Raw genomic sequence first — 20,837 nt, 5'->3', positions numbered from 1 at the left:
CCGATGGCATGGAGCGGTGGCGCCAAGCTGGGCGCAGGCGTGGCGGTGGCGGTAGTGGCACTCGGTGGCGCGGCGTGGCTGGGCAGCCAGCCGGACGCGCCGGCGCTGGTCAAGGCGCCGGTGGCGGCCGTGACCGGCGCCAAGCTGGCCGGCAAGGCGCCGGAAAAAGTCCTGTGGAAAGATTTGTCGCCCGCGCAGCGGCAGGCGCTGGAGCCGCTGGCCGCCGAGTGGGACGGCATCGAGCCGATCCGCAAGCAGAAGTGGCTGGCGATCGCCCGGCGCTACGAGCACATGAAGGCGGACGAGCAGGCGCGCGTGCACGAGCGCATGCGCGAGTGGGTATTGCTGTCGCCGGAGGAACGGCGCCAGGTGCGCCAGAACTATGCCCGCGCGCAAAAGCTGAATCCGTCGCAGAAGGCGGTGTCGTGGGAAGAATACCAAATGCTGTCGGACGAGCAGAAGAAGGAACTGGCGGCGCGCGTCCCGCAGCGCAAGCAGGTGGTCAATCTGCCGACGCCGGCCCAGGCCAAGGTGGCCACGCCGGCGCCGATCAAGCCGGCCACGCCTGCGGTGATCACGCCGATCGTGCCGCCGGCTTCGGTAGCGCCGGCCGATCCGAGCGTGCCGCTGCCGAACGCCTCCAACGTCACGCCGGTGCCGCCGACCGCCACGCCAGCCACGCAAGGCACGCCAGCCGATGTCAAATAACGTGGGCGCCACCATCCCGACCGTCAAGCGGCGCCTGGTTTCGATGGTGTACGAGTCGCTGCTCGGCTTCGCCGTGCTGTTCCTGCCGTTTCTCATTTTTGAGATTGCCACGCGCGCCAGCCACACGCCGCTGGTCGAGCACATGCGGCAGGCGCTGGCCTTCATCGTACTGGGCTTCTACTTCATCCACCAGTGGAGCCGCGACGGCCAGACGCTGGCCATGAAAACCTGGCGCATGAAACTGGTGGCGGCGGACGGCGGCGCGGTCACGCCGCGCGCGGCCGCCGTGCGCTACCTGCTGAGCTGGCTGTGGATCCTGCCGGCGCTGCTGCTGGCGCTGGCGCTGGACCTGCACCAGTGGCAGGCGCTGGGCGCCATCCTGGCCGGCATCCTGCTCTGGTCGCTGACCGCCTTCCTCGACAAAGACCGCCAGTTCCTGCACGACAAACTGGCCGGCACCCGCCTGGTGCAACTGCCGCCGCTGCCCAAGAAAAAGAAAGCCGCCGCGCCGGTGTAACGCCCCCCGTCACTCCGGCGGAAGCCGGAATCCATAGAACGCCTGCTCAGCGTGGACTCCCGCTTTCGCGGGAATAACGACGGTCTTTCATGGCAGAATAGAATTTTCCCCGCCACGAAGGACCGAAAATGAAACCAGTCGTCCTGGGCCTCGCCCTCGCCCTCGCGTTCGCCAGTTCCGCAGCCTTTGCCGCCGACATCCCACCGGCGCCTGTCGCCCGCGTCGCCCCGGTCACCGATACCTATTTCGGCGAAACCATCTCTGACCGCTACCGCTGGATGGAGAACGACAAGGCCCCCGACTGGCTGCCGTTCCTGAAGCAACAAAACGCCCACACCCGCGCCATCCTCGACACGCTGCCCAAGCGCGACGAACTGCTGAAGCGCATCCAGCAACTGTCCGGCGACATCGCCGCCCCGGCGCGCGTGGAAAAAGCCGGCGCGCGGCTGTTCTATCAACAGCGTCCCGCCGGCTCCAACAACTTCAAGCTATTCGTGCGCGAAGGCGGCAAGGACCGCGTACTGGTCGACCCCACCAAGTTCGACACCAAAACCAGCCACACCTCGCTGGACTGGTGGCACGCCTCGCCGGACGGCAGCAAACTGGTCTACGGCTTGTCGAAAGACGGCAGCGAAGACTCGGTGCTGCACATCATGGACGTGCGCAGCGGCACGGTGCTGAAGGAACGCATCATCAACACCCAGGGCGCGGAACCCAGCTGGCTGGCCGACAGCTCCGGCTTCTTCTACAACCAGCTGACCGGCGCGGTGAACACGCCCGAACGCTTCCTCGATTCGCAAGTGCGCTTCCACAAAGTGGGCACCGACGCCGGCAAGGACCCGATCCTGATGAAGCGCGGACTGGACGCCAAGGTCCAGTACGAAAAAATCCAGGCGCCGTACATCTTCACCTCATCGCACTCCCACTACGCGCTGCTGGTGCTGGCCGATGTGCGCAAGGAACGCCGCGTCTACATCGCGCCGCTGAAGGACGCGCAGACCGGCAAAGCCGCATGGCAGCCGGTGGCCGACTTCGCCGACGAAGTGATCGACATCGACCTGCACGGCGACGACCTGTATCTGCTGTCCACCAAAGACCATCCGCGCGGCCGCGTGCTCAAGACCTCCGCCAAGTCGCCAGCGCTGGCCAGCGCGCAGGAAGTGGTGGCGGAATCGGAGTTGGTCCTGCAAGGGACGGCGCGCGCCAAGGACGGCTTGTATATCCGCGCGATGGACGGCGGCATCGGCAAGCTGCTGCGCCTCGGCACCGACGGCAAGGTCGCCAGCATCGCCCTGCCCTTCGACGGCACGCTGGGCTCCATTGATGCCGACGCCGACGCGCCCGGCGCGCTGGTGATCCTGTCCGGCTGGCTGCAGCCGACCGGCATCTGGTCGGTGAGCGCGGACGGCAAACTGGCCGACACCGGCATCACGCCAAAACCCGCCATCGACGTCAGCGCCTACACCACCGAGCGCCGCTTCGCCACCGCCAAGGACGGCACCAAAATTCCGTATTCGCTGATCTACAAAAAAGGCCTGAAGCTGGATGGCAAGAATCCCGCCTTCATCTCGGCCTATGGCAGCTACGGCGCGGCCGCGTACACGCCGGCGTTTGCCGGGCGCACGCTGGCGCTGGTGGACCAGGGCGCGGTGGTCGGCTACGCCAATGTGCGCGGCGGCGGCGAATTTGGCCGCGAATGGCACCGCGCCGGCCAGCTGGAAAACAAGCCGAACACGTGGCGCGACCTGATCGCCGTGTGCGAAGAGATCCAGGCCAAGGGCTATACCTCGCCGGCCTACCAGGCGATTGGCGGACGCTCGGCCGGCGGCATCACCATGGGCCGCGCGCTGGAAGAGCGGCCGGACCTGTTTGCGGTGGTGGTGTCGGGCGTCGGCTGGCATAACCCGCTGCGCTACGTGGCGGAACAGAATGGCTATGGTGAGGAACCTGAATGGGGCGCGATCGCCGATCCGGCGGGCTTCAAGGCGCTGAAGAGCATCGACAGCTATCAGCAGGTGGTGGATGGCGTGAAGTATCCGGCGGTGCTGCTGACCACCGGCGTGACCGATCCGCGCGTGGCGCCGTTCCATCCGGCGAAGATGGCGGCGCGGCTGCAGGCTGCCACCACCAGCGGCAAGCCCGTGCTGCTGCGCGTCGACTTTGACGCCGGCCACGGCATGGGCTCGACCCGCGCGCAGCAGGACGCCGAGGCGGCCGATACCTACGCCTTCATCCTCTCTCAAACAACACCGCCGCACGGTGATTGAGACGCGGCGTTACCCCAAAAGGTTGGGGTCTGACCCCGTACGGGGTCAGACCCCTGTGCGCCGCAGTGCGGGGTGAACGGTTCCCGCTTGCGCAGCGTTAGAATCGTTCGTAGTTCTGCAGGTAGCGCCACTCGCCCGACGGCAGGCTGGCCATGGAGATGCGCCCCACCCGGATGCGCTTCATGGACACCACCTTCAGCCCGACTTCCTTGCACAGCTTTTCGATGGTGCCGAGCTTCAGGCCTTTGACCGCCCAGCGCAGGCGCGTTTCGTTTTGCCAGCTTACCTTGCCGTTGATCTGGTTGAGCTGCTGCAGGCCGCCTTCGATGATGTCGCCGGAGACTTCGACGATGATCTCCTGCTCCAGCGCTTCTTCGCTCAGTTTGCGGTTGACGCGGAAGTCCTGCGTGAACACAACCAGGCCACTGGCCTTGGCGTCCAGCGGCACCATCTGCTCCTGGCCGGTGACATGGCGCTTGAGGAAGCGCTGCCCCGGCGCCGAGCGCGTCAGCGTCTCGGCCTTGAGCAGATGCAGCGGCTGGGCCACACCCGCCGGCTTGTGCAGCAGAATGGTGACAGGGACGATTTCCATCAGCGTCGCATCGGCGGCGATGGTGATGTGCTGCCCGGGCGCGACGCGCGCGCCGACTTCTTCCACCACCTCGCCATCCACGCTGACAAAGCCGCCTTCAATATACAGCTCCGCCTCGCGGCGCGAACATTGGCGCTCTTCGGCGACGCGCTTGGACAGGCGGATGGTGTTGTCGTCGTTATCCAAAGAAGTCTCCAAACACGGTGATGGCGCGGTCGATATCGTCGCGCGTGGTGTCCATGTGCGTGACGATGCGCGTGCGCGGCCCCAGCGACATGCGGATGCGCGTCAGTTCCAGCACGTCGCCCAGCCCTTTCAGCACGAACTGTGGAATGTCGACGTAAAAGATGTTGGTCTGCGGCGTGCTGACCTTGAGGCCTTTCATCTTCGCCAGTTCGCCGGCGAAGTAGGCGGCGTTGTCGTGATCCTCGGCCAGGCGCGGGATGTTGTGCTCCAGCGCGTACAGGCCGCCGGCGGCGATGATGCCGGCCTGGCGCATGCCGCCACCCAGCATCTTGCGCCAGCGCTTGGCCTCCTTGATGAATGGACGGCTGCCCAAGAGGACCGAGCCGACCGGCGCGCCGAGGCCCTTGGACAGGCACACGGAGACCGAGTCGAAGCCGCGCGCGACCTCACGCGGGCTGACGCCCAGCATGACGGCGGCGTTGCACAAGCGCGCGCCATCGAGGTGCGTGGCCAGGCCCTTGTCGTGCGCCAGCTGCGTGGCCTGCTGCACGTAATCCATCGGCAGCACGCGGCCGTTGATGGTGTTTTCCAGCGCCAGCAGCCTGGTGCGCGCGAAGTGGAAATCATCCGGCTTGATGTAGGCTTCGATATCGGCCAGCGCGATGCTGCCGTCGGCCTGGTTGATGATGGGCTGCGGCTGGATGCTGCCCAGCACCGCCGCGCCGCCGCCTTCGTAGCGGTAGGTGTGCGCTTCCTGGCCGACCAGGTATTCGTCGCCGCGGCCGCAATGCACCAGCAGCGCGAGCAGATTGCTTTGCGTGCCGGAGGGCGCGAACACCGCGTCTTCAAAGCCGAACAAATCGGCGGCGTATTCCTGCAGGCGGTTGACGGTCGGGTCGTCGCCGTAGACGTCGTCGCCGACGTCGGCGGCGTTCATGGCCGCGCGCATCGCGGCGCTGGGGCGCGTGACGGTGTCGCTGCGCAGATCGAGCCAGTTCTCCATTACGCTACCTCTTCTTCAGCGAAGAAACGGGTGTTCATCTCCTGCAGGCCGACGGTTTCCAGCACCTCTTTCAGGCGCTCGGCCGGACGCTTGCGCGGCAGGTTCTTGTAGGTGGCGATGATCAGTTCATTCTTCATCGAGTGCTCCCAGCCCACCAGTTCCGTCACGGTGACGCTGTAGCCGTGCGCTTCCAGTTGCAGGCAGCGCAGCACGTTGGTGATCTGGCTGCCGAATTCGCGGGTGTGAATCGGGTGGCGCCAGATTTCGGTCAGCGCCGATTTGCCCAGCGACTGCCCTTTGTTTTTCTTCAGGACCGAGGCCACTTCGGCCTGGCAGCACGGCACCAGCACGATGTGTTTGGCCTTCTTCTTCAGCGCGAACTGGATGGCGTCGTCGGTGGCCGTATTGCAGGCGTGGAGCGCGGTGACGACGTCGATCTGCTCGGGCAGCAGCTTCGACTCGGTGGACTCGGCCACCGACAGCGGCAGGAAGGACATGCCGGGGAAGTTGAACTGCTTCGCCAGTTCCTGCGAACGCGCCACCAGTTCTTCGCGCGTCTCGATGCCGTAGATGCGCGAGTCGTTCTGCAGCGCCTTGAAGAACAGGTCGTAGATGATGAAGCCGAGATAGGACTTGCCGGCGCCGTGGTCGACCAGCGAGACCTTGTCTTTTTCGGCCAGCACTTCCTTCAGCAGCGGCTCGATGAACTGGTACAGGTGGTAGACCTGTTTCAGCTTGCGGCGGCTGTCCTGGTTCATCTTGCCGTCGCGCGTGAGGATGTGCAGCTCCTGCAGCAGGGCCACGGTCTGGCCCTCGCGGATCTCCGGCATGTTGTCGGCGCTGGTGACGGTGGCGCCGATCTTCTGGACGGGTTTCTTAGGCTGCTTCATCGATCCACGCCTGCTGAACTGCTTCGAGGACCTTTTCACCACCGCGCGACTTGTCGTCATCGAAGTCTTCGAGCTCGATGATTTTGTTGTGCAGATCGGTGAAGCGGATGGTGGCCGGATCGACGTCCGGGTATTTATCGTACAACGCTTCCGCAATCGCGGTGATGTCAGTCCACTTCATCTCAGTGTCCGCCTTCGCTCGCGTGGTTGATGGTGTACTTGGGGATTTCGATGACCAGGTCTTCGTCCGCCACCACGGCCTGGCACGACAGGCGCGACACGGCCTCCAGGCCCCAGGCTTTGTCCAGCAGGTCTTCTTCGGTTTCGCTGGCTTCGTTCAGCGAGTTGAAGCCCTCGCGCACCAGCACGTGGCAGGTGGTGCAGGCGCAGGACTTTTCGCAGGCGTGCTCGATGTGGATGTCGTTGTCCAGCATGATGTCGCACAGCGTTTTGCCGGCTGGGGCTTCGACGACAGCGCCGTCCGGGCACAGTTTTGCGTGGGGCAGGAATACGATTTGTGGCATGGTTAAACTCTTTATAGGGCCGTTCCCGCAGCGCGGGAACGAATAATCAAACGACTTGGTCCAGCGCCTTGCCGGCCAGTGCGCTGCGCACGCTGCGGTCCATGCGGCGCGACGCGAATTCTTCGGTGCCGTGCGCCAGCGCCTCCACCGCCGCCTTCACCGCCTGATGATCCACCGCACCGGCTTGCGACTGCGCGAGGATCTCGCGGGTGCGCGCCATCAGCGCATCGACCGCCGCGCGCTCGTCGTCCGACAGCAGCGCGCCATCCTCGTCCAGCGCCGACTGGGTCGCCAGCAGGATGCGCTCGGCCTCCACCTGCTCTTCGCGCAGCGCGCGCGCCTTCATGTCGACATCCGCCGACTTGTGCGAATCCTGCAGCATGCGCGCCACGTCATCATCGCCCAGGCCATACGACGGCTTGACGCTGATCGACGCCTCCACGCCGGAACGCAGTTCGCGCGCCGACACCGACAGCAAGCCGTCCGCGTCCACCTGGTAGGTGATGCGGATGCGCGCCGCGCCGGCCGCCATCGGCGGAATGCCGCGCAGCTCGAAGCGCGCCAGCGAACGGCAATCGGCCACCAGCTCACGCTCGCCCTGCAGCACGTGCACCGCCAGCGCGGTCTGGCCATCCTTGAACGTGGTGAACTCCTGCGCGCGGGCGCACGGGATGGTCGAGTTGCGCGGGATGATTTTCTCCACCAGGCCGCCCATGGTCTCGATGCCCAGCGACAGCGGAATCACATCCAGCAGCAGCCAGTCATCGCCCGGCGCGCGGTTGCCGGCCAGCAGATTGGCCTGCACGGCGGCGCCCAGCGCCACCACCTTGTCCGGATCGATGTTCGCGTGCGGCGTGGTGTGGAAGTATTCGCTCACCGCGCGATGCACGTGCGGCATACGCGTGGCGCCGCCGACCATGACCACGCCATCGACATCGTCCGCGTCGACATTGGCGTCGCGCAGCGCTTTCTTGATGGCCTTCATGGTCTTCTCGATCAGGTGCGCGGTGATTTCCTGGAACTTCTCGGCGGTGATGGTCAGGTGCACCTGCTCGCCTGACTTCAGCGTCGCGTCGACCACCACTTCCGATTTGGTCGACAGCAGTTCCTTGGCCTCGCGCGCTTTCACCATCAGCACGGCGGTATCCTCGTCCGACAGCGGCGCCAGTTTTTCCTGCTGGTGGATGTAGCAGAACAGGCGGTGGTCGAAGTCGTCGCCGCCCAACGCGGAATCGCCGCCGGTGGCCAGTACCTCAAACACGCCCTTGCTCAGTTTCAGAATCGAGATATCGAAGGTGCCGCCGCCCAGATCGTAGACCGCGTAGATGCCTTCCGAACCGTTATCCAGGCCATAGGCGATGGCGGCGGCGGTCGGCTCGCTCAGCAGGCGCAGCACGTTCAGGCCGGCCAATTGCGCCGCATCCTTGGTGGCCTGGCGCTGCGCGTCATCGAAGTAAGCCGGCACGGTGATCACCGCGCCCACCAGGTCATCGCCCAGCGAGTCCTCGGCGCGCTGGCGCAGCGTGGCCAGGATCTGCGCCGACACCTCCACCGGGCTCCTGACGCCGGCGACGGTCTTGAGTTGCACCATGCCCGGCGTATCCTGGAAATCGTAAGGCAGGTTCTCCGCGTAGGCGATATCCGCCAGGCCACGGCCCATGAAGCGCTTGACCGAGACGATGGTGTTCTTCGGATCGGTGGTTTGCGCCGCCTGCGCCTTGTAGCCGATGTTGGCGTGACCATTGGGCAGATAGCGCACCACCGATGGCAGCAGCGCGCGGCCATCCTCGTCGTTCAGCACTTCTGGAATGCTGTTGCGCACAGTCGCCACCAGCGAATTGGTGGTGCCCAGATCGATCCCCACCGCCAGCCGGTGCTGGTGCGGCGCGGTCGACATGCCTGGTTCGGAAATTTGCAGTAGTGCCATTGTGTACCTTTAATTCGGGGTCAGGTCCGCCATTTATACACGAGCCCAACCATTGCATGGTTGGGCTCGTGTATAAATGGCGGACCTGACCCCGGTTTTATGCTTCGATTGCTTCAAAGGCGAAGCGGACTTCTTCGCCGAATTTTTCGAGGAACATCAGCGCGCGCACGCCTTGCGCGGCGGCGGCGTAATCGCCGGCGTTGAGCTGCTGTTCGATCTGCGCCAGCTGCTCCTTGCGGGCGCCACGCAGCTGCTGGTCGAGCGCTTCCAGCGCGTCGCTGTCCTTGTCGGCGCGGGCGTCGCCCAGCGCTTCGCGCCATTCCATCTGCTGCATCAGGAAGGCCATCGGCATCGCCGTGTTCGACTCGGTCTGCAAATCGACGCCGTGCAGCTCGCACATGTATTGCGCGCGCTTTTGCGGATTCTTCAGGGTCTGGTAGGCTTCGTTGGCGCGGGTGGCCCACTGCATGGCGACGCGCTTTTCGGCGTCGGTGGCGTTGACGAACTTGTCGGGATGGACGCGGCTCTGCACGTCGCGGTAGGCGCTGTCCAGCGCCCCCGCGTCTACGGCAAACTGCTGCGGCAGATGAAATAGCTCAAAGTGATTCTGCATGACCTGTCAGACGCGGAAGCTTTCACCGCAACCGCAAGCGTCTTTCTCGTTCGGGTTGTTGAACTTGAAGCCCTCGTTCAGGCCTTCGCGCGCAAAGTCCAGCTCCGTGCCGTCGATGTACGGCAGGCTTTTCGGATCGACGAATACTTTGACGCCGTGCGATTCGAAGACGCTGTCCTCGTCCGTCACTTCGTCCACGTATTCCAGCTTGTAGGCCATGCCCGAGCAGCCGGTGGTGCGCACGCCAAAGCGCAGACCGATGCCCTTGCCGCGGCGCTCGATGTAGCGGTTGATGTGTTTCGCTGCTTTTTCGGTCAGGGTGATTGCCATGTGATTCTCCGTTGTCGCTCCGGCGTCAGCCGGAACGACCGTGTTTTTTACGCCGCCGCGGTGTGCTTGTTCTGGTAGTCCAGCACGGCGGCCTTGATGGCGTCTTCCGCCAGGATCGAGCAGTGGATCTTCACTGGCGGCAGCGCCAGTTCTTCGGCGATCTGGGTGTTCTTGATGGCCAGCGCCTGGTCCAGGGTTTTGCCCTTGACCCATTCGGTCACCAGCGAGCTCGATGCGATCGCCGAGCCGCAGCCGTAGGTTTTGAACTTGGCGTCTTCGATCACGCCGTCCGCCCCCACCTTGATCTGCAGCTTCATCACGTCGCCGCAGGCCGGCGCGCCGACCATGCCGGTACCGACGCTGTCGTCGCCTTTTTCAAACGCGCCGACGTTGCGTGGGTTTTCGTAGTGGTCCAGTACTTTTTCCGAGTAAGCCATGTTGATGCTCCTATTTCTTGAGTGTTAGTGGGCTGCCCATTGGATCGAATTGATATCGACGCCTTCTTTGAACATATCCCACAGCGGCGACAGTTCACGCAGTTTGTTGACCTTGGACTTCATCAGCTCTACCGCGAAATCGATGTCGGCTTCGGTGGTGAAGCGGCCGATGGTGAAACGGATCGAGCTGTGCGCCAGTTCGTCGCTACGACCGAGCGCGCGCAATACATAAGATGGTTCCAGCGAGGCCGAAGTACAAGCGGAACCCGACGACACGGCCAGGTCTTTCACCGCCATGATCAGCGACTCGCCCTCGACGTAGTTGAAGCTGACGTTCAGGTTGTGCGGCACACGGTGGTCCATGTCGCCGTTGATGTAGGTTTCTTCGATCTCCTGCAGGCCCTTGGCCAGACGGTCGCGCAGCGCCTTGATGCGGGCGATTTCGGTGTCCATCTCGACCTTAGCCAGGCGGAACGCTTCGCCCATGCCGACGATCTGGTGGGTCGGCAGCGTGCCCGAACGCAGGCCGCGCTCGTGGCCACCGCCGTGCATCTGCGCTTCGATGCGCACGCGCGGCTTGCGGCACACGTACAGCGCGCCCACGCCTTTCGGGCCGTAGGTTTTGTGCGCGGTGAAAGTCATCAGGTCGACCTTGGTCTTTTGCAGGTCGATGTGCACCTTGCCGGTCGCTTGGGCGGCGTCGCAGTGGAAGATGATGCCTTTCGAGCGGCACAGTTCGCCGATTTCGTCGATCGGCTGGATCACGCCGATTTCGTTGTTGACCAGCATGACCGAGATCAGGATGGTGTCCGGGCGGATGGCGGCGGTCAGCTGCTCGATGGTGATCAGGCCGTTGTCCTGCGGCTCCAGGTAGGTCGCTTCAAACCCCTGGCGCTCCAGTTCACGCACGGTGTCCAGCACGGCCTTGTGCTCGGTCTTGACGGTGATGATGTGCTTGCCCTTGGTTTTGTAGAAGTGCGCGGCGCCCTTCAGCGCCAGGTTGTTCGACTCGGTGGCGCCGGAGGTCCAGATGATTTCGCGCGGGTCGGCGTTGACCAGGGCGGCGACGTTGGCGCGCGCCTCTTCCACCGCTTTTTCGGCGGTCCAGCCGTACATGTGGCTGCGCGAGGCCGGATTGCCGAACTGCTCGCGCAGGTACGGAATCATCGCATCGGCGACGCGCGGATCGATCGGCGTGGTGGCCGAGTAGTCCATGTAGATCGGGAAATGCGGCGCGGTCTGGAAATTCACGTCGGCGATGTTTTTTTCTGGGGCGTTCATCTGGTTACTCCGTTATCTATCCGTATGGGCAGAGGGCTTACACTGCGGCGTGATTGCCGTTGCGGTGCAGGTGCACCACGTTTTGTGCCGCGTCCTTCTGCTTCTGTTGATCGACCAGATCCTGCAGCGATACGGAATCCAGATAATCAACCATTTTTTCGTTCAGCGTGGCCCACAGCTCGTGGGTCATGCAGCGCGCGCCACTGGCGGCGTCGGCGCCGTGGCAGTTTTCCTTGCCGCCACACTGGGTGGCGTCCAGCGGCTCGTCGACGGCGATGATGATGTCGGCCACCGTGACCTTGTCGGCCCGGCGCGCCAGGCTGTAGCCGCCGCCCGGACCACGGATCGATTCGACGATCTCGTGGCGGCGCAGCTTGCCGAAGAGCTGCTCCAGGTAGGACAGCGAAATCGCCTGACGCTGGCTGATGCCGGACAGCGTGACTGGTCCCTTGCCCTGGCGCATTGCCAAGTCAATCATCGCAGTCACAGCAAAACGGCCTTTGGTGGTCAGACGCATCACTACCTCGGTTGGGTTAAAATATCGACCTCATCGCCAATCACAAAGCCTGATTAGTTGATCGATTTAGTCAAGTATACCAAACTTTGATCAAGCTTGCTGGAGACGCTTTTTTTCAGCCCTTGAGCAATTGCATCGGCTGGAACAGCTGGTGCATGGTCGTGTTGGCAATGAAACTGAGGTTGTACGGGTGCTCCGCGACGATCTGCGGGAATTTCTTCATCACCGGCAACTTGCTCAACAGTTCAGCGATTTTCCCCCACAGCACCATCGTCGGCACCTCGGCGGCTTCCCTGGCCAAGCCGGCCATCACCGTTTCGAAGAACGGCAGCCAGGCCTTGGCGTCCTTGGACGGCGCCACGTGGCTGCGGAACACCAGCGAGGCGTTGAGCAACAGGAAACCCTGCGCGGTCAGCTTGCGCTGCAGGTCGGCCAGCGTCAGGATATGGCTGCCGCCGCCGCTGCGCGCCTGGGCCGAGACCGCCGCCATCGCCTCGCCGGCGGTGTTGTCCAGCTGGAGCTGGCCGTCGGCCACCAGCAGCATCTTCATGAAGTTGCGCAGCGAGGTGGCCTTGTTGACCGGCTTCGACAGGCCGCCGCCGACCTCGTCCGACCAAAGGCTGCCCACCGCCCCATCCATGAAACAGACGCCGGTGGCGCTCTCTGCTCGGGGATATGGTCCCTCGCCCACCAGCACATACTTCACCTGATGGAGCGGCAGGGCGAACGCCGCGAACAGACGCTGTTCGGTCGGCAGGTACTGGTCCTGCGCCAGTTGCGGCAGGTAGTCGGGGGTGGCCGCCATCACGGCTTCCAGCCCCTGGATCAGCAGCGGGCGCCAGGAAACATCGGCGCGGTCGAGCGCCTCCAGGATGGTGCTTGGAATCGTCATGCGGGAAAAAGCTGTAGAGGAAAGGCGCGATTGTAACGCGCCGGGGCCGTCCACGGCATTTTCTGATGGGAAAGTGTTAATATAATTTTCGAATAACTGTCTCACATTGAGGAATACATGGGTCGTCGCCGCTGGATTGCCGCTGCTGTGCTGTTAATGATGACCGGTGCCGGCGCGCAAACCGCCGCGCCGCCGGCGCTGGACGAGGCGCTGGACGCGCCGGCCCGCGCCCACGTCATCAACGAATTTGCGCGCCGGCTGACGGAGCAGCATGTGGATGGCGCACGCGCCAAGGCGGCGGCGGACGATCTGCGCAAGCGCCTGGCGCGCGGCGAATATGACGATCAGTTGACGGCCCGTGCGCTGGCCGCGCGTGTGACGCGCGATGTGGCAGCGGTGGCGCCGGACCGGCATACGTATCTGGAATGGGTGCCGTATGACCTGGGCGACGAGCGCCAGCGTCCCGCGGCGCCGTCGCCGGCGGCGGATAACTATGGCCTGAAGCGTTTTGAGACCTTGGCCGACGGTATCGGCTATCTGAAAATCACGCGCTTTGGTCCGCTGGACCGGGGAGCGATCGAGGCGGCCGGCCGTTTCATGTCACAGGCGGCCGATTGTCCGGCGCTGATCATCGACGTGCGCGATGCCGGTGGCGATGGGCAGGCGATGGCGGCGCTGTTGTCCAGTTATCTGCTGGTGGACCGGCGCAGTTATTTTTTCCGCGACAAGCAGATTCATCTGCATGACCAGATCGACCGCGAGGGCCGGGTCATGGCCGAGTACTGGACGTCGGACGACGTGGCCGGGCGCCGCTTTGGCGGCGACAAGCCGCTGTACGTGCTGGTCAACGACAAGACCAGCGGCGCGGCGGAAGGCTTTGCCTACGATTTGCAGCAGTACGTGAAGCGCGCGGTGGTGGTGGGCACGCCGACGCTGGGCGACGCGCGCGTCGGCGCCAGGCAGCGCATTTCGCGCCAGTTGCAGACGTCGATTGCGGTCACGCGCGCCAGCAACGTCATCACGCGCGCCAACTGGGAAGGCATGGGCGTGCAACCTGACCGGCTGAGCACCTCCGGGGCCGCGCTCGACACCGCGCTACAACTGGCGCGCAGCACCCTCCTCCAGCCAGCCGCCGGCAAAGCCGGCGCGGCGCAGGCCGTTCCTTAAGGCGGCGTTGTCCCGCATCAGCCGCCAGGGAAAGTCGTGCAGATGGTTTTCCACCATGATCACGGTCGGCCCTTCGTTGATGCCGAAGTGGTAGGGAGAGACCCAGCGGGCGCCACTCCTGCCGTGATGAAAGACCGTGGAAAACGATGCCTTGAAACCGTACGGGTTGCGCTCGCACAGATGCAGCCCCTGATAGTGCGCGATGCTGGGCAGGACGATTTCCGGGGCGAACGGTAGCGACGCGGCCACCGCCCACGGCGCCAGCGTGCCATCGTCCGGACCGTATGGTACGCCGCGTCCCACGTAGTCGTAAAACTTGCGCTGAATGCCGTCAATCTTGCGCGTGGCCGGACCGGGACCGTCGCTGGCGGTAATGCCCCAGCACAGCGCGCCGTATTCCGGAAAACCGAGCGGATTTTCGATCGCATAGCGCTGCTGCACGTAGGTGGCGCGGCGGCTGTTCTCAAAATAATCGAGGTCGTGGGCGCGCATGAAGTCGTCGCGGATGCCGCGCAGGTCCAGCCAGATGTGCGACATCTGGTGAATGAACAGCGGACCGGCGTACAGGTAGTCGATGCCGTAGACGGACTTCCATTCATAGGTGCTGGCCCAGGCGTCGTAACTGGCGCGCTCGATGGGGAAAGTCGGCGAGCCCAGCGCCAGCACATACAAGATCAGGGCCTCGTCGTAGCCTTCCCAATGCCAGCGCAGGAAACCCTGGCCCGGCTTCCAGCCGTGGCACATCAGGCCCTTGCGGCCGCGCATCCATTGCCAGTCGACGCGGCGGTACAGCAGGTCGGCCAAATCACGGATCTCGCGTTCGGCCGGCGTGTCGGCGCTGAAGTAGCCGGCGGCGGTCAGCACGCCGGCAATCAGCAAGGCGGTATCGATGCTGGAAAGCTCGCAGTCGAGCACGCGCTGGCCGCTGTGCATGTCGAGAAAGTGGTAGTAAAAGCCCTTGTAGCCGGTCGCGGTCGGCGACTCGCCTTGTTCGCTGGCGGCAAAGAAGCGCAGCGTGGTCAGCGTGCGCGCGACCGCGTCCTCGCGCGGCATGCAACCGCGCTCGACGCCGATGGGATAAACCGTCAGCGCCATGCCAACCGCCGCGATGCTGGCCGGCCAGTCGTCGGCGGTCTTGTCCCGAATCAGACCGTTGCGCGGATTGACCTCGTTGATGAAATAATCAAACGAGTCTTTTTGCAGCTTGTGCAGCAATGCCTGTGAGTCGCCAGAAGTCATGGGTAATGTGCCTGGATACCGAAGGCTGCATACTGGCACAGCGGACATCGCCGGTATGTACTGTTGCGCACGTTAGATAGAGCATGGCCGCTATTCAGCGTCCGGCTGCTGTGCGGGATGGGCTTGCTGGAATGCGGGCAACTCGCTGCACGCGGCGTGGATGCGCTGGATGGTCGGATATGGCGCCAGGTCGACGTCGAAGCGCAGCGCGGCAAACACCTGCGGCACCAGGCAGCAATCCGCCAGCGTCGGCGAGTCGCCATGGCAGTAACGGCCGGTGCGCGTATCATGGGCCAGCAACGCCTCCAGCGTCGCCATGCCGGTGCGCAGCCAATGCTGCTGCCATGCGAGTTTGACCTCTTCCGGCTGGGCGAGTTCCCCGGTCACATACTTCAGCACCCGCAAGTTACCAAGCGGATGCGTATCCGCCGCCACCGTCAGCGCCAGCGACCGCACGCGCGCGCGGCCGGCCGGATCCGTCGGCAGCAGCGGCATTTGCGGATGCGTCTCCTCCAGATACTCGATAATCGCCAGCGACTGGCCAATCAGGTTGCCCTCATCCTCCAGCGTCGGCAACAGCATGGCCGGATTGATGGCGCGATAAGCCTCGCTCAACTGCTCGCCGCCGTTGCGCAGCAGGTGCACCGGCGCCGCGTCGTACTTGATGCCCTTGAGGTTGAGCGCGATGCGCACGCGATAAGCGGCCGAGCTGCGGAAATAGGTGTAGAGCTTCATCAGCCGCGTTCCTTGTAGTGCGTAACGGTCTGCTCGATGGCGCCGAAGATGCTGGCGCCCTGCCCGTCCTTCATCTCGATGCGCACACTGTCGCCGAATTGCAGGAAGGCCGTCTGCGGCTTGCCGGTTTCGATGGTTTCATACATGCGCAGTTCCGCCAGGCAGCAGTAACCGACGCCACCATTGGCGATGCTCGACCCATGCAGGCTGCTCTGCTTGTTGGACACCGTGCCGGAGCCGATGATGGTGCCGGCCGCCAGCTCGCGCGTCGCCGCCGCGTGCGCGACCAGTTGGGCAAAGTTAAAGGTCATGTCGTCGCCGGCATTGGGCTTGCCGAACGGTTGCTGGTTCAGGTCCACCAGCAACGGCAGATGCAGCTTGTGGCCGGCCCAGTGCGTGCCCAGTTCGTCCGGCGTCACCGCCACCGGCGAGAACGCGCTGGCGGGCTTGGACTGGAAGAAGCCGAATCCCTTGGCCAGCTCGTTGGGAATCAGGTTGCGCAGCGAGACGTCGTTGACCAGCATCACCAGCCGGATGGCCTTGGCTGCCTCGTCCGGACTTGCGCCCATGCGCACGTCACCGGTGATGACCGCCACTTCGGCCTCCAGGTCGATGCCCCAGTCCTGCGACAGCGCATAGATCGGGTCGCGCGGGCCGACGAAGCTGTCCGAACCGCCCTGGTACATCAACGGGTCGGTGTAGAACGAGGCTGGCACGTCGGCGTTGCGCGCCTTGCGCACCAGCTCGACGTGGTTGATGTAGGCCGAGCCGTCCGCCCACTGGTAGGCGCGCGGCAGCGGCGAGTGGCATTGTTGCTGGTCGAAGGGCTTGGCGTCGACCGCGTCGCCGGCGTTGAGCGCGGCGTAGACTTGTTGCAGGCGCGGCGCCACCAGGTCCCAGTTGTCCAGCGAGTGCTGCAGCGTGGCCGAGATTTTCGGCACGTGCTGGTAGTGCGCCAGGTCGCGGCTGACCACGACCAGTTTGCCGTCGCGGCTGCCGTCCTTGAGGGTGGCCAGCTTCATGCGTTGTCTCCCGCCGATACATGCATCCAGGCGGCGTGCGTGGGGGCCTTCTTGGTTTGCGACCATTCTTCCAGCATCGCCCACTTGACCTCGTCCAGCTTGCGCATCATCTCCGGCGTGCCGACGTTGCAGGCCAGTTCCAGGCGGTGGCCGTTGGGGTCGAAGAAGTAGATCGACTTGAAGATGGTGTGGTTGACCGGGCCGATCACGTCGATGCCGGCGGCGACCAGGCGTTCCCTGGCGGCCAGCAGTTCGTCCATGCTGTCGACTTCCAGCGCCAGGTGCTGGACCCAGGCGGGCGTGTTGCGGTCGCGGTCCATTTCCGGCTGCGTCGGCAATTCGAAGAAGGCCAGCACGTTGCCGTTGCCGGCGTCCAGGAACACGTGCATGTACGGGTCCGGCGCCTTGGTCGAAGGCACTTCGTTTTCGGCGATCGCCAGCACGAAGTCCATGTTCAGGTGTTTGACGTACCAGTCGACGGTTTCCTTGGCGTCCTTGCAGCGGTAGGCGACGTGGTGTATCTGTTTGATTTTCATAGCTGTCTCCTTCTTGATTCCGGCATTAGATGCCAGATTCAGATATCATGCCAATCGTATTTTTCAAGCCATTTATCAGAATTTCCCATGAATCCCAGCCTGCGGCAAATGCGCGCCCTGGTGGCGCTGGCCAAGACCGGCAGCTTCACGCTGGCCGCCAGCCACCTCAATGTGACGCAATCGGCGCTGAGCGGCCAGATCAAGGAACTGGAGCAGTTGCTGGGCATGCGCGTGGTTGAGCGTACCACGCGCAAAACCCAGCTTTCCGAGTTGGGCCGGGAACTGTATCCGCTGTTCGACAAGATGCTGCACGATCTGGACCGCGCCATGGCCGACATCGCCAGCCGCAAGGCGCTCAAGCAGGGCTCGGTGCGCATCGCCGCGCCGCAGATGCTGTCCTGCACCATGGTGCCCGAGGTGATCGCCGCCTACCGCGAGCGCCATCCGGAGGTGCAGGTGCGGCTCACCGATTGCCCGCTGGAGCAGGTGTCGGCGCGCGTGTTCAGCGGCGAGGTCGACTTTGGCATCGGCCCCGAGCGCGACGCCACCGCCGAAATCGAGGCGCAACCGCTGTTCGACATGCCGTTCGTGGTGGTCTACCCGCCAGGACACGCCTTGGACCAACGCAAGCGCATCACCTGGAGCGACGTCAACCGCTATCCCTTTATTTCCTTGCAAGGCCAGTTCACGGAACGGCTGTTGCGCGATGTTCACGTTTCCGTCAGGGAACTTTCGCTCAGCCCGCACAACGAGGTGACCTTCATGACCACCGCGTTGGCCATGGTCCACGCGCGCCAGGGCATCACCGTCTGCCTGCCGTATGCCGAGAAAATGGTCCAGCTATATGGCCTGAAAATGCGGCCGCTGGCGGCGCCGGCGCTCACGCGGCGCTTTTTCATCTACACGCGCAGCGCCCGCGTCCTGTCACCGGCGGCCGACAGTTTTGCCGCTTTTTTGCATGAATTCGTCGCGGCGCACCAGTGGCACCGTCCGCCACTATAATTGCCAATATCCCATCCGCTTACAATTTCTTTCAATTCAGAAATGCTAATTGCCTGAAATCTATTGTGGAAGCGGTTTCTCTCTGTGTATCCTTCATTGATGAACATTCTGCACATTGATTCCTGCGCCCTTGGCGACCACTCCACTTCCCGCCAGATTACCGCGGCGGCCATCGCCGCGTTGACCGCGGAGAACGAGCAGGCAACCGTCCTGTACCGCGACCTTGCCGCGTCGCCGCTGTCCCATGCCAGCGGTCCGCTGCTGCAGGTCATCAGCCAGCGCTGGGACGCCGACATCCCGATGAACGCCGAACTGCGCGCCGAAGCCCTGCAAAGCGCCTCGCTGCTGCAGGAGTTCCAGGACGCCGACGTGGTGGTGCTGGGCGCGCCGATGCACAACTTCTCGGTGCCGTCGACGCTGAAGGCGTGGATGGACCGCCTGCTGGAACTGCAACTGGCCGCCGGCCGCCGCCCGGCCGACCTGCACCTGGTGCTGGTCACCGCCGGCTGCACGGTGATGGGCCTGCAGTCCGAGGATGAACTACTGGACAACCACGAAATCCAGCTGAAAGCCGCGTTCCAGTTCATGGGCGTCAGCCGCCTGCACCTGGTGCGCAAGCTGCACGACCTCGCCCCGGCGCTGGTGGCGTTCCAGCACGCCGCCTGACGCCGACGCCACCGCTGTTTATAATGCCGTCATGACTGCCAACACCATCGCCATCAATCAACAGATGGACAAGTTTGACGGCCATCACAGCGTCTGGCTGTTTGGCTACGGCTCCTTGATCTACAAGGCGGACTTCCCCTACCTGCAACGCCGCCCGGCCAGCATCGCCGGCTGGACGCGGCGCTTCTGGCAAGGCTCGCACGACCACCGCGGCACCCCGGAGGCGCCGGGCCGCGTGGTCACGCTGATCGAGGAACCCGGCGCCATCTGCCACGGCATGGCCTACCTGATCACGCCCGAAGTGTTCGCCCACCTGGACCACCGCGAAAAGAACGGCTACCTGCGCCTGGCCCTGCCCATCCGCCTTGAGGACGAGGGCGACGTCGAAGGCCTGGTCTACATCGCCACGCCGGACAACACCGCCTTCCTCGGCGCCGCCTCCGAGCAGGAGATTGCCGCCCACATCGCCCGCTCGGCCGGCCCAAGCGGCCCCAACAGCGACTACCTCAACCACCTGGCCAGCGCGCTGCGCGAACTGGGCCGCCACGACCAGCACGTGTTCGAGATCGAGCGCCACCTGGCCGCGCTGCGGTCAGAATAAATCCATCTGCCCGGCGTCCGCCGCCTTGGCGCGCGCGCCCAGCGGCGGCACCACCAGCGGCCGGGTGAACTGCGAGGCGTCCATCCGATGGAAGCGGCTGCCGTGCCCGGTCAAGCCCAGTCGCTCCGAGGCGATCTTGACGCGCTGGCGTATCAGCTCGGCCCACACGCCCTCGCCCTTCATGCGCGTGTCGAAGTTGCTGTCGTAGTCTTTGCCGCCACGCATTTCGCGCACGCGGTTCATCACGCGCTGCGCCCGTTCCGGGAAATGCGCCTGCAGCCACTCCTTGAACAACGGCGCCACCTCCCACGGCAGCCGTAGCACCGTGTAGTGCGCGCTGACGGCGCCGGCCTCCTTGACCGCCTCCAGTATCCGCTCGATATCCGGCTCGGTGACAAAGGGGATGATGGGCGCGATGCTCACCGCCACCGGTATGCCGGCGTCGGTCAGCGTGCGTATCGTGCGCAGGCGGCGCGCGGGGGCGGCCGCGCGCGGCTCCAGCGTGCGGGCGATGGCCGGGTCCAGCGTGGTGAGCGTGATGGCGACGCCGGCCTGCTGTTTGGCCGCCATCGGCGCGAGAATGTCGATGTCGCGCTCGATCAGCGAATTCTTGGTGATCAGCCCGACCGGATGCTGGCACTCCTGCAACACCTCCAGCAGCCGGCGCGTGAGCTTGTATTCGCGCTCGCACGGCTGGTAGGCGTCGGTATTGACGCCCAAGGCGATGGATTCCGGCTGGTAGCCGGGCTTGGCCAGCTCGCGCCGCAACATCTCGGGCGCGTTGACCTTGGCGAAGATCTTGCTCTCGAAGTCCATGCCCGGCGACAAGCCCAGATAGCTGTGCGTGGGCCGCGCGAAACAGTAAATGCAGCCATGCTCGCAGCCGCGATACGGATTGAGCGAGACGCTGAACGGCAAGTCCGGCGAGGCGTTGCGGCTGAGGATGGACTTGCACATTTCCTCGGTGACGTGGGTTTTCCATGGCTGCGCCTCTTCTTCCTCGCGCTCCCAGCCGTCGTCATAGGCTTCGCGCGTGTTGAGTTCGTACCGGCCTTGCATGTTGGACACCGCGCCACGCCCTTTTTGCGCCTTGAGCGAGGGCGGCGGCAGCATCACCTGCGCCTGATTGTTTTCATCGTGGGACATGGCATCGCTCGAAATACTGTATACATATACAGTATTCTA

General features: G+C 64.3%; 24 protein-coding genes. 7 read left to right on the top strand and 17 right to left on the bottom strand.

Annotated features, from left to right (window positions below; all coding sequences use genetic code 11):
* Window positions 1–3: 3 nt before the first annotated feature.
* From FHW58_RS01440 to FHW58_RS01430, 3 genes are all read left to right on the top strand, one after another.
* Window positions 4–708 carry a DUF3106 domain-containing protein gene (locus FHW58_RS01440; protein WP_179671315.1) on the top strand — a complete coding sequence of 235 codons (705 nt, stop codon included), beginning with the start codon at window positions 4–6 and terminating at the stop codon, window positions 706–708.
* Complete coding sequence (locus FHW58_RS01435; RefSeq protein ID WP_179671314.1) at window positions 698–1,225, top strand: RDD family protein; 528 nt, start codon at window positions 698–700, stop codon at window positions 1,223–1,225. The genes FHW58_RS01440 and FHW58_RS01435 overlap by 11 nt, the downstream gene beginning before the upstream one ends.
* A 128-nt stretch (window positions 1,226–1,353) precedes the next feature.
* Window positions 1,354–3,492, top strand: a complete 2,139-nt coding sequence (locus FHW58_RS01430) for a prolyl oligopeptidase family serine peptidase (protein WP_179671313.1) — start codon at window positions 1,354–1,356, stop codon at window positions 3,490–3,492.
* A 97-nt stretch (window positions 3,493–3,589) separates the two neighbouring features.
* On the opposite strand, the gene FHW58_RS01425 is transcribed toward FHW58_RS01430, so the two are convergent.
* From FHW58_RS01425 to FHW58_RS01370, 12 genes are all read right to left on the bottom strand, one after another.
* Complete coding sequence (locus FHW58_RS01425; protein WP_229265010.1) at window positions 3,590–4,270, bottom strand: RNA pseudouridine synthase; 681 nt, start codon at window positions 4,268–4,270, stop codon at window positions 3,590–3,592.
* On the bottom strand, window positions 4,263–5,273 hold the full coding sequence (gene ltaE, locus FHW58_RS01420; protein WP_179671311.1) for a low-specificity L-threonine aldolase: 1,011 nt from the start codon (window positions 5,271–5,273) through the stop codon (window positions 4,263–4,265). Before ltaE ends, FHW58_RS01425 begins: the two co-directional genes overlap by 8 nt.
* Window positions 5,273–6,163 carry an SAM-dependent methyltransferase gene (locus FHW58_RS01415; protein WP_373996615.1) on the bottom strand — a complete coding sequence of 297 codons (891 nt, stop codon included), beginning with the start codon at window positions 6,161–6,163 and terminating at the stop codon, window positions 5,273–5,275. Before FHW58_RS01415 ends, ltaE begins: the two co-directional genes overlap by 1 nt.
* On the bottom strand, window positions 6,150–6,344 hold the full coding sequence (gene iscX / locus FHW58_RS01410) for a Fe-S cluster assembly protein IscX (protein ID WP_135204321.1): 195 nt from the start codon (window positions 6,342–6,344) through the stop codon (window positions 6,150–6,152). Before iscX ends, FHW58_RS01415 begins: the two co-directional genes overlap by 14 nt.
* 1 nt (window position 6,345) lies before the next feature.
* On the bottom strand, window positions 6,346–6,687 hold the full coding sequence (gene fdx, locus FHW58_RS01405) for an ISC system 2Fe-2S type ferredoxin (RefSeq protein WP_179671310.1): 342 nt from the start codon (window positions 6,685–6,687) through the stop codon (window positions 6,346–6,348).
* A gap of 46 nt (window positions 6,688–6,733) precedes the next feature.
* Window positions 6,734–8,614 carry a Fe-S protein assembly chaperone HscA gene (gene hscA / locus FHW58_RS01400; protein WP_179671309.1) on the bottom strand — a complete coding sequence of 627 codons (1,881 nt, stop codon included), beginning with the start codon at window positions 8,612–8,614 and terminating at the stop codon, window positions 6,734–6,736.
* A gap of 97 nt (window positions 8,615–8,711) precedes the next feature.
* Window positions 8,712–9,227 carry a Fe-S protein assembly co-chaperone HscB gene (hscB, locus tag FHW58_RS01395; RefSeq protein ID WP_179671308.1) on the bottom strand — a complete coding sequence of 172 codons (516 nt, stop codon included), beginning with the start codon at window positions 9,225–9,227 and terminating at the stop codon, window positions 8,712–8,714.
* A gap of 6 nt (window positions 9,228–9,233) precedes the next feature.
* Window positions 9,234–9,557 carry an iron-sulfur cluster assembly protein IscA gene (gene iscA / locus FHW58_RS01390; RefSeq protein WP_092273492.1) on the bottom strand — a complete coding sequence of 108 codons (324 nt, stop codon included), beginning with the start codon at window positions 9,555–9,557 and terminating at the stop codon, window positions 9,234–9,236.
* A 47-nt stretch (window positions 9,558–9,604) separates the two neighbouring features.
* Window positions 9,605–9,994 (bottom strand): Fe-S cluster assembly scaffold IscU, encoded by a 390-nt coding sequence (gene iscU / locus FHW58_RS01385; protein WP_179671307.1) that lies wholly within the window; start codon window positions 9,992–9,994, stop codon window positions 9,605–9,607.
* 24 nt (window positions 9,995–10,018) lie between these two features.
* Window positions 10,019–11,275, bottom strand: coding sequence for an IscS subfamily cysteine desulfurase (locus FHW58_RS01380; RefSeq protein ID WP_179671306.1), 1,257 nt, complete (start codon window positions 11,273–11,275; stop codon window positions 10,019–10,021).
* A gap of 37 nt (window positions 11,276–11,312) precedes the next feature.
* The gene (gene iscR / locus FHW58_RS01375) at window positions 11,313–11,792 is read right to left on the bottom strand and encodes a Fe-S cluster assembly transcriptional regulator IscR (protein WP_179671305.1); all 480 of its coding nucleotides are present in this window, start codon (window positions 11,790–11,792) and stop codon (window positions 11,313–11,315) included.
* 115 nt (window positions 11,793–11,907) lie between these two features.
* Window positions 11,908–12,684 (bottom strand): uracil-DNA glycosylase, encoded by a 777-nt coding sequence (locus FHW58_RS01370; RefSeq protein WP_179671304.1) that lies wholly within the window; start codon window positions 12,682–12,684, stop codon window positions 11,908–11,910.
* Between the two features lie 117 nt (window positions 12,685–12,801).
* Here FHW58_RS01370 and FHW58_RS01365 point away from each other — a divergent pair, with 117 nt between their 5' ends.
* The gene (locus tag FHW58_RS01365) at window positions 12,802–13,851 is read left to right on the top strand and encodes a S41 family peptidase (protein WP_179671303.1); all 1,050 of its coding nucleotides are present in this window, start codon (window positions 12,802–12,804) and stop codon (window positions 13,849–13,851) included.
* Here FHW58_RS01365 and FHW58_RS01360 read toward each other — a convergent pair.
* From FHW58_RS01360 to FHW58_RS01345, 4 genes are all read right to left on the bottom strand, one after another.
* The gene (locus tag FHW58_RS01360) at window positions 13,780–15,090 is read right to left on the bottom strand and encodes a glucoamylase family protein (RefSeq protein WP_179671302.1); all 1,311 of its coding nucleotides are present in this window, start codon (window positions 15,088–15,090) and stop codon (window positions 13,780–13,782) included. The two genes, FHW58_RS01365 and FHW58_RS01360, sit on opposite strands and share 72 nt — an antisense overlap.
* A 90-nt stretch (window positions 15,091–15,180) precedes the next feature.
* On the bottom strand, window positions 15,181–15,825 hold the full coding sequence (gene maiA, locus FHW58_RS01355) for a maleylacetoacetate isomerase (RefSeq protein WP_179671301.1): 645 nt from the start codon (window positions 15,823–15,825) through the stop codon (window positions 15,181–15,183).
* On the bottom strand, window positions 15,825–16,847 hold the full coding sequence (locus tag FHW58_RS01350; protein ID WP_179671300.1) for a fumarylacetoacetate hydrolase family protein: 1,023 nt from the start codon (window positions 16,845–16,847) through the stop codon (window positions 15,825–15,827). Before FHW58_RS01350 ends, maiA begins: the two co-directional genes overlap by 1 nt.
* The gene (locus tag FHW58_RS01345) at window positions 16,844–17,383 is read right to left on the bottom strand and encodes a VOC family protein (protein ID WP_179671299.1); all 540 of its coding nucleotides are present in this window, start codon (window positions 17,381–17,383) and stop codon (window positions 16,844–16,846) included. The genes FHW58_RS01350 and FHW58_RS01345 overlap by 4 nt, the downstream gene beginning before the upstream one ends.
* Before the next feature lie 87 nt (window positions 17,384–17,470).
* Here FHW58_RS01345 and FHW58_RS01340 point away from each other — a divergent pair, with 87 nt between their 5' ends.
* The 3 genes from FHW58_RS01340 to FHW58_RS01330 all read left to right on the top strand — a co-directional run bounded on the left by FHW58_RS01340 (window position 17,471) and on the right by FHW58_RS01330 (window position 19,652).
* Window positions 17,471–18,385 (top strand): LysR family transcriptional regulator, encoded by a 915-nt coding sequence (locus FHW58_RS01340; RefSeq protein WP_179671298.1) that lies wholly within the window; start codon window positions 17,471–17,473, stop codon window positions 18,383–18,385.
* A 99-nt stretch (window positions 18,386–18,484) separates the two neighbouring features.
* Window positions 18,485–19,051: an NAD(P)H-dependent oxidoreductase gene (locus FHW58_RS01335; protein WP_179671297.1), complete on the top strand. Its 567-nt coding sequence runs from the start codon at window positions 18,485–18,487 to the stop codon at window positions 19,049–19,051.
* A 31-nt stretch (window positions 19,052–19,082) separates the two neighbouring features.
* Entirely contained in the window at window positions 19,083–19,652 is a 570-nt protein-coding gene (locus tag FHW58_RS01330) for a gamma-glutamylcyclotransferase (RefSeq protein ID WP_179671296.1), read from the top strand.
* Here FHW58_RS01330 and FHW58_RS01325 read toward each other — a convergent pair.
* A complete protein-coding gene (locus tag FHW58_RS01325; RefSeq protein WP_179671295.1) occupies window positions 19,644–20,798 on the bottom strand; it encodes a PA0069 family radical SAM protein in 1,155 nt (384 codons plus the stop codon). The genes FHW58_RS01330 and FHW58_RS01325 overlap by 9 nt on opposite strands.
* Between the last annotated feature and the right edge of the window lie 39 nt (window positions 20,799–20,837).

Source organism: Duganella sp. 1224, from assembly GCF_013408245.1.
GTDB lineage: Bacteria > Pseudomonadota > Gammaproteobacteria > Burkholderiales > Burkholderiaceae_D > Rugamonas.
Note: the sequence above shows the minus strand (reverse complement) of the source record. Positions and strands in the feature narration are given on the sequence as shown.

Excerpts from the sequence above, each read along its gene's own strand:
- maiA (WP_179671301.1), bottom strand. The coding sequence starts at position 15,825 with ATGAAGCTCTACACCTATTTCCGCAGCTCGGCCGCTTATCGCGTGCGC.
- iscA (WP_092273492.1), bottom strand. The coding sequence starts at position 9,557 with ATGGCAATCACCCTGACCGAAAAAGCAGCGAAACACATCAACCGCTAC.
- FHW58_RS01365 (WP_179671303.1), top strand. The coding sequence starts at position 12,802 with ATGGGTCGTCGCCGCTGGATTGCCGCTGCTGTGCTGTTAATGATGACC.
- FHW58_RS01350 (WP_179671300.1), bottom strand. The coding sequence starts at position 16,847 with ATGAAGCTGGCCACCCTCAAGGACGGCAGCCGCGACGGCAAACTGGTC.
- FHW58_RS01380 (WP_179671306.1), bottom strand. The coding sequence starts at position 11,275 with ATGAACGCCCCAGAAAAAAACATCGCCGACGTGAATTTCCAGACCGCG.
- FHW58_RS01370 (WP_179671304.1), bottom strand. The coding sequence starts at position 12,684 with ATGACGATTCCAAGCACCATCCTGGAGGCGCTCGACCGCGCCGATGTT.
- hscA (WP_179671309.1), bottom strand. The coding sequence starts at position 8,614 with ATGGCACTACTGCAAATTTCCGAACCAGGCATGTCGACCGCGCCGCAC.
- iscX (WP_135204321.1), bottom strand. The coding sequence starts at position 6,344 with ATGAAGTGGACTGACATCACCGCGATTGCGGAAGCGTTGTACGATAAA.
- FHW58_RS01340 (WP_179671298.1), top strand. The coding sequence starts at position 17,471 with ATGAATCCCAGCCTGCGGCAAATGCGCGCCCTGGTGGCGCTGGCCAAG.
- hscB (WP_179671308.1), bottom strand. The coding sequence starts at position 9,227 with ATGCAGAATCACTTTGAGCTATTTCATCTGCCGCAGCAGTTTGCCGTA.
- FHW58_RS01345 (WP_179671299.1), bottom strand. The coding sequence starts at position 17,383 with ATGAAAATCAAACAGATACACCACGTCGCCTACCGCTGCAAGGACGCC.
- ltaE (WP_179671311.1), bottom strand. The coding sequence starts at position 5,273 with ATGGAGAACTGGCTCGATCTGCGCAGCGACACCGTCACGCGCCCCAGC.
- FHW58_RS01430 (WP_179671313.1), top strand. The coding sequence starts at position 1,354 with ATGAAACCAGTCGTCCTGGGCCTCGCCCTCGCCCTCGCGTTCGCCAGT.
- iscU (WP_179671307.1), bottom strand. The coding sequence starts at position 9,994 with ATGGCTTACTCGGAAAAAGTACTGGACCACTACGAAAACCCACGCAAC.
- iscR (WP_179671305.1), bottom strand. The coding sequence starts at position 11,792 with ATGCGTCTGACCACCAAAGGCCGTTTTGCTGTGACTGCGATGATTGAC.
- FHW58_RS01440 (WP_179671315.1), top strand. The coding sequence starts at position 4 with ATGGCATGGAGCGGTGGCGCCAAGCTGGGCGCAGGCGTGGCGGTGGCG.
- fdx (WP_179671310.1), bottom strand. The coding sequence starts at position 6,687 with ATGCCACAAATCGTATTCCTGCCCCACGCAAAACTGTGCCCGGACGGC.
- FHW58_RS01330 (WP_179671296.1), top strand. The coding sequence starts at position 19,083 with ATGACTGCCAACACCATCGCCATCAATCAACAGATGGACAAGTTTGAC.
- FHW58_RS01335 (WP_179671297.1), top strand. The coding sequence starts at position 18,485 with ATGAACATTCTGCACATTGATTCCTGCGCCCTTGGCGACCACTCCACT.
- FHW58_RS01325 (WP_179671295.1), bottom strand. The coding sequence starts at position 20,798 with ATGTCCCACGATGAAAACAATCAGGCGCAGGTGATGCTGCCGCCGCCC.
- FHW58_RS01435 (WP_179671314.1), top strand. The coding sequence starts at position 698 with ATGTCAAATAACGTGGGCGCCACCATCCCGACCGTCAAGCGGCGCCTG.
- FHW58_RS01360 (WP_179671302.1), bottom strand. The coding sequence starts at position 15,090 with ATGACTTCTGGCGACTCACAGGCATTGCTGCACAAGCTGCAAAAAGAC.
- FHW58_RS01415 (WP_373996615.1), bottom strand. The coding sequence starts at position 6,163 with ATGAAGCAGCCTAAGAAACCCGTCCAGAAGATCGGCGCCACCGTCACC.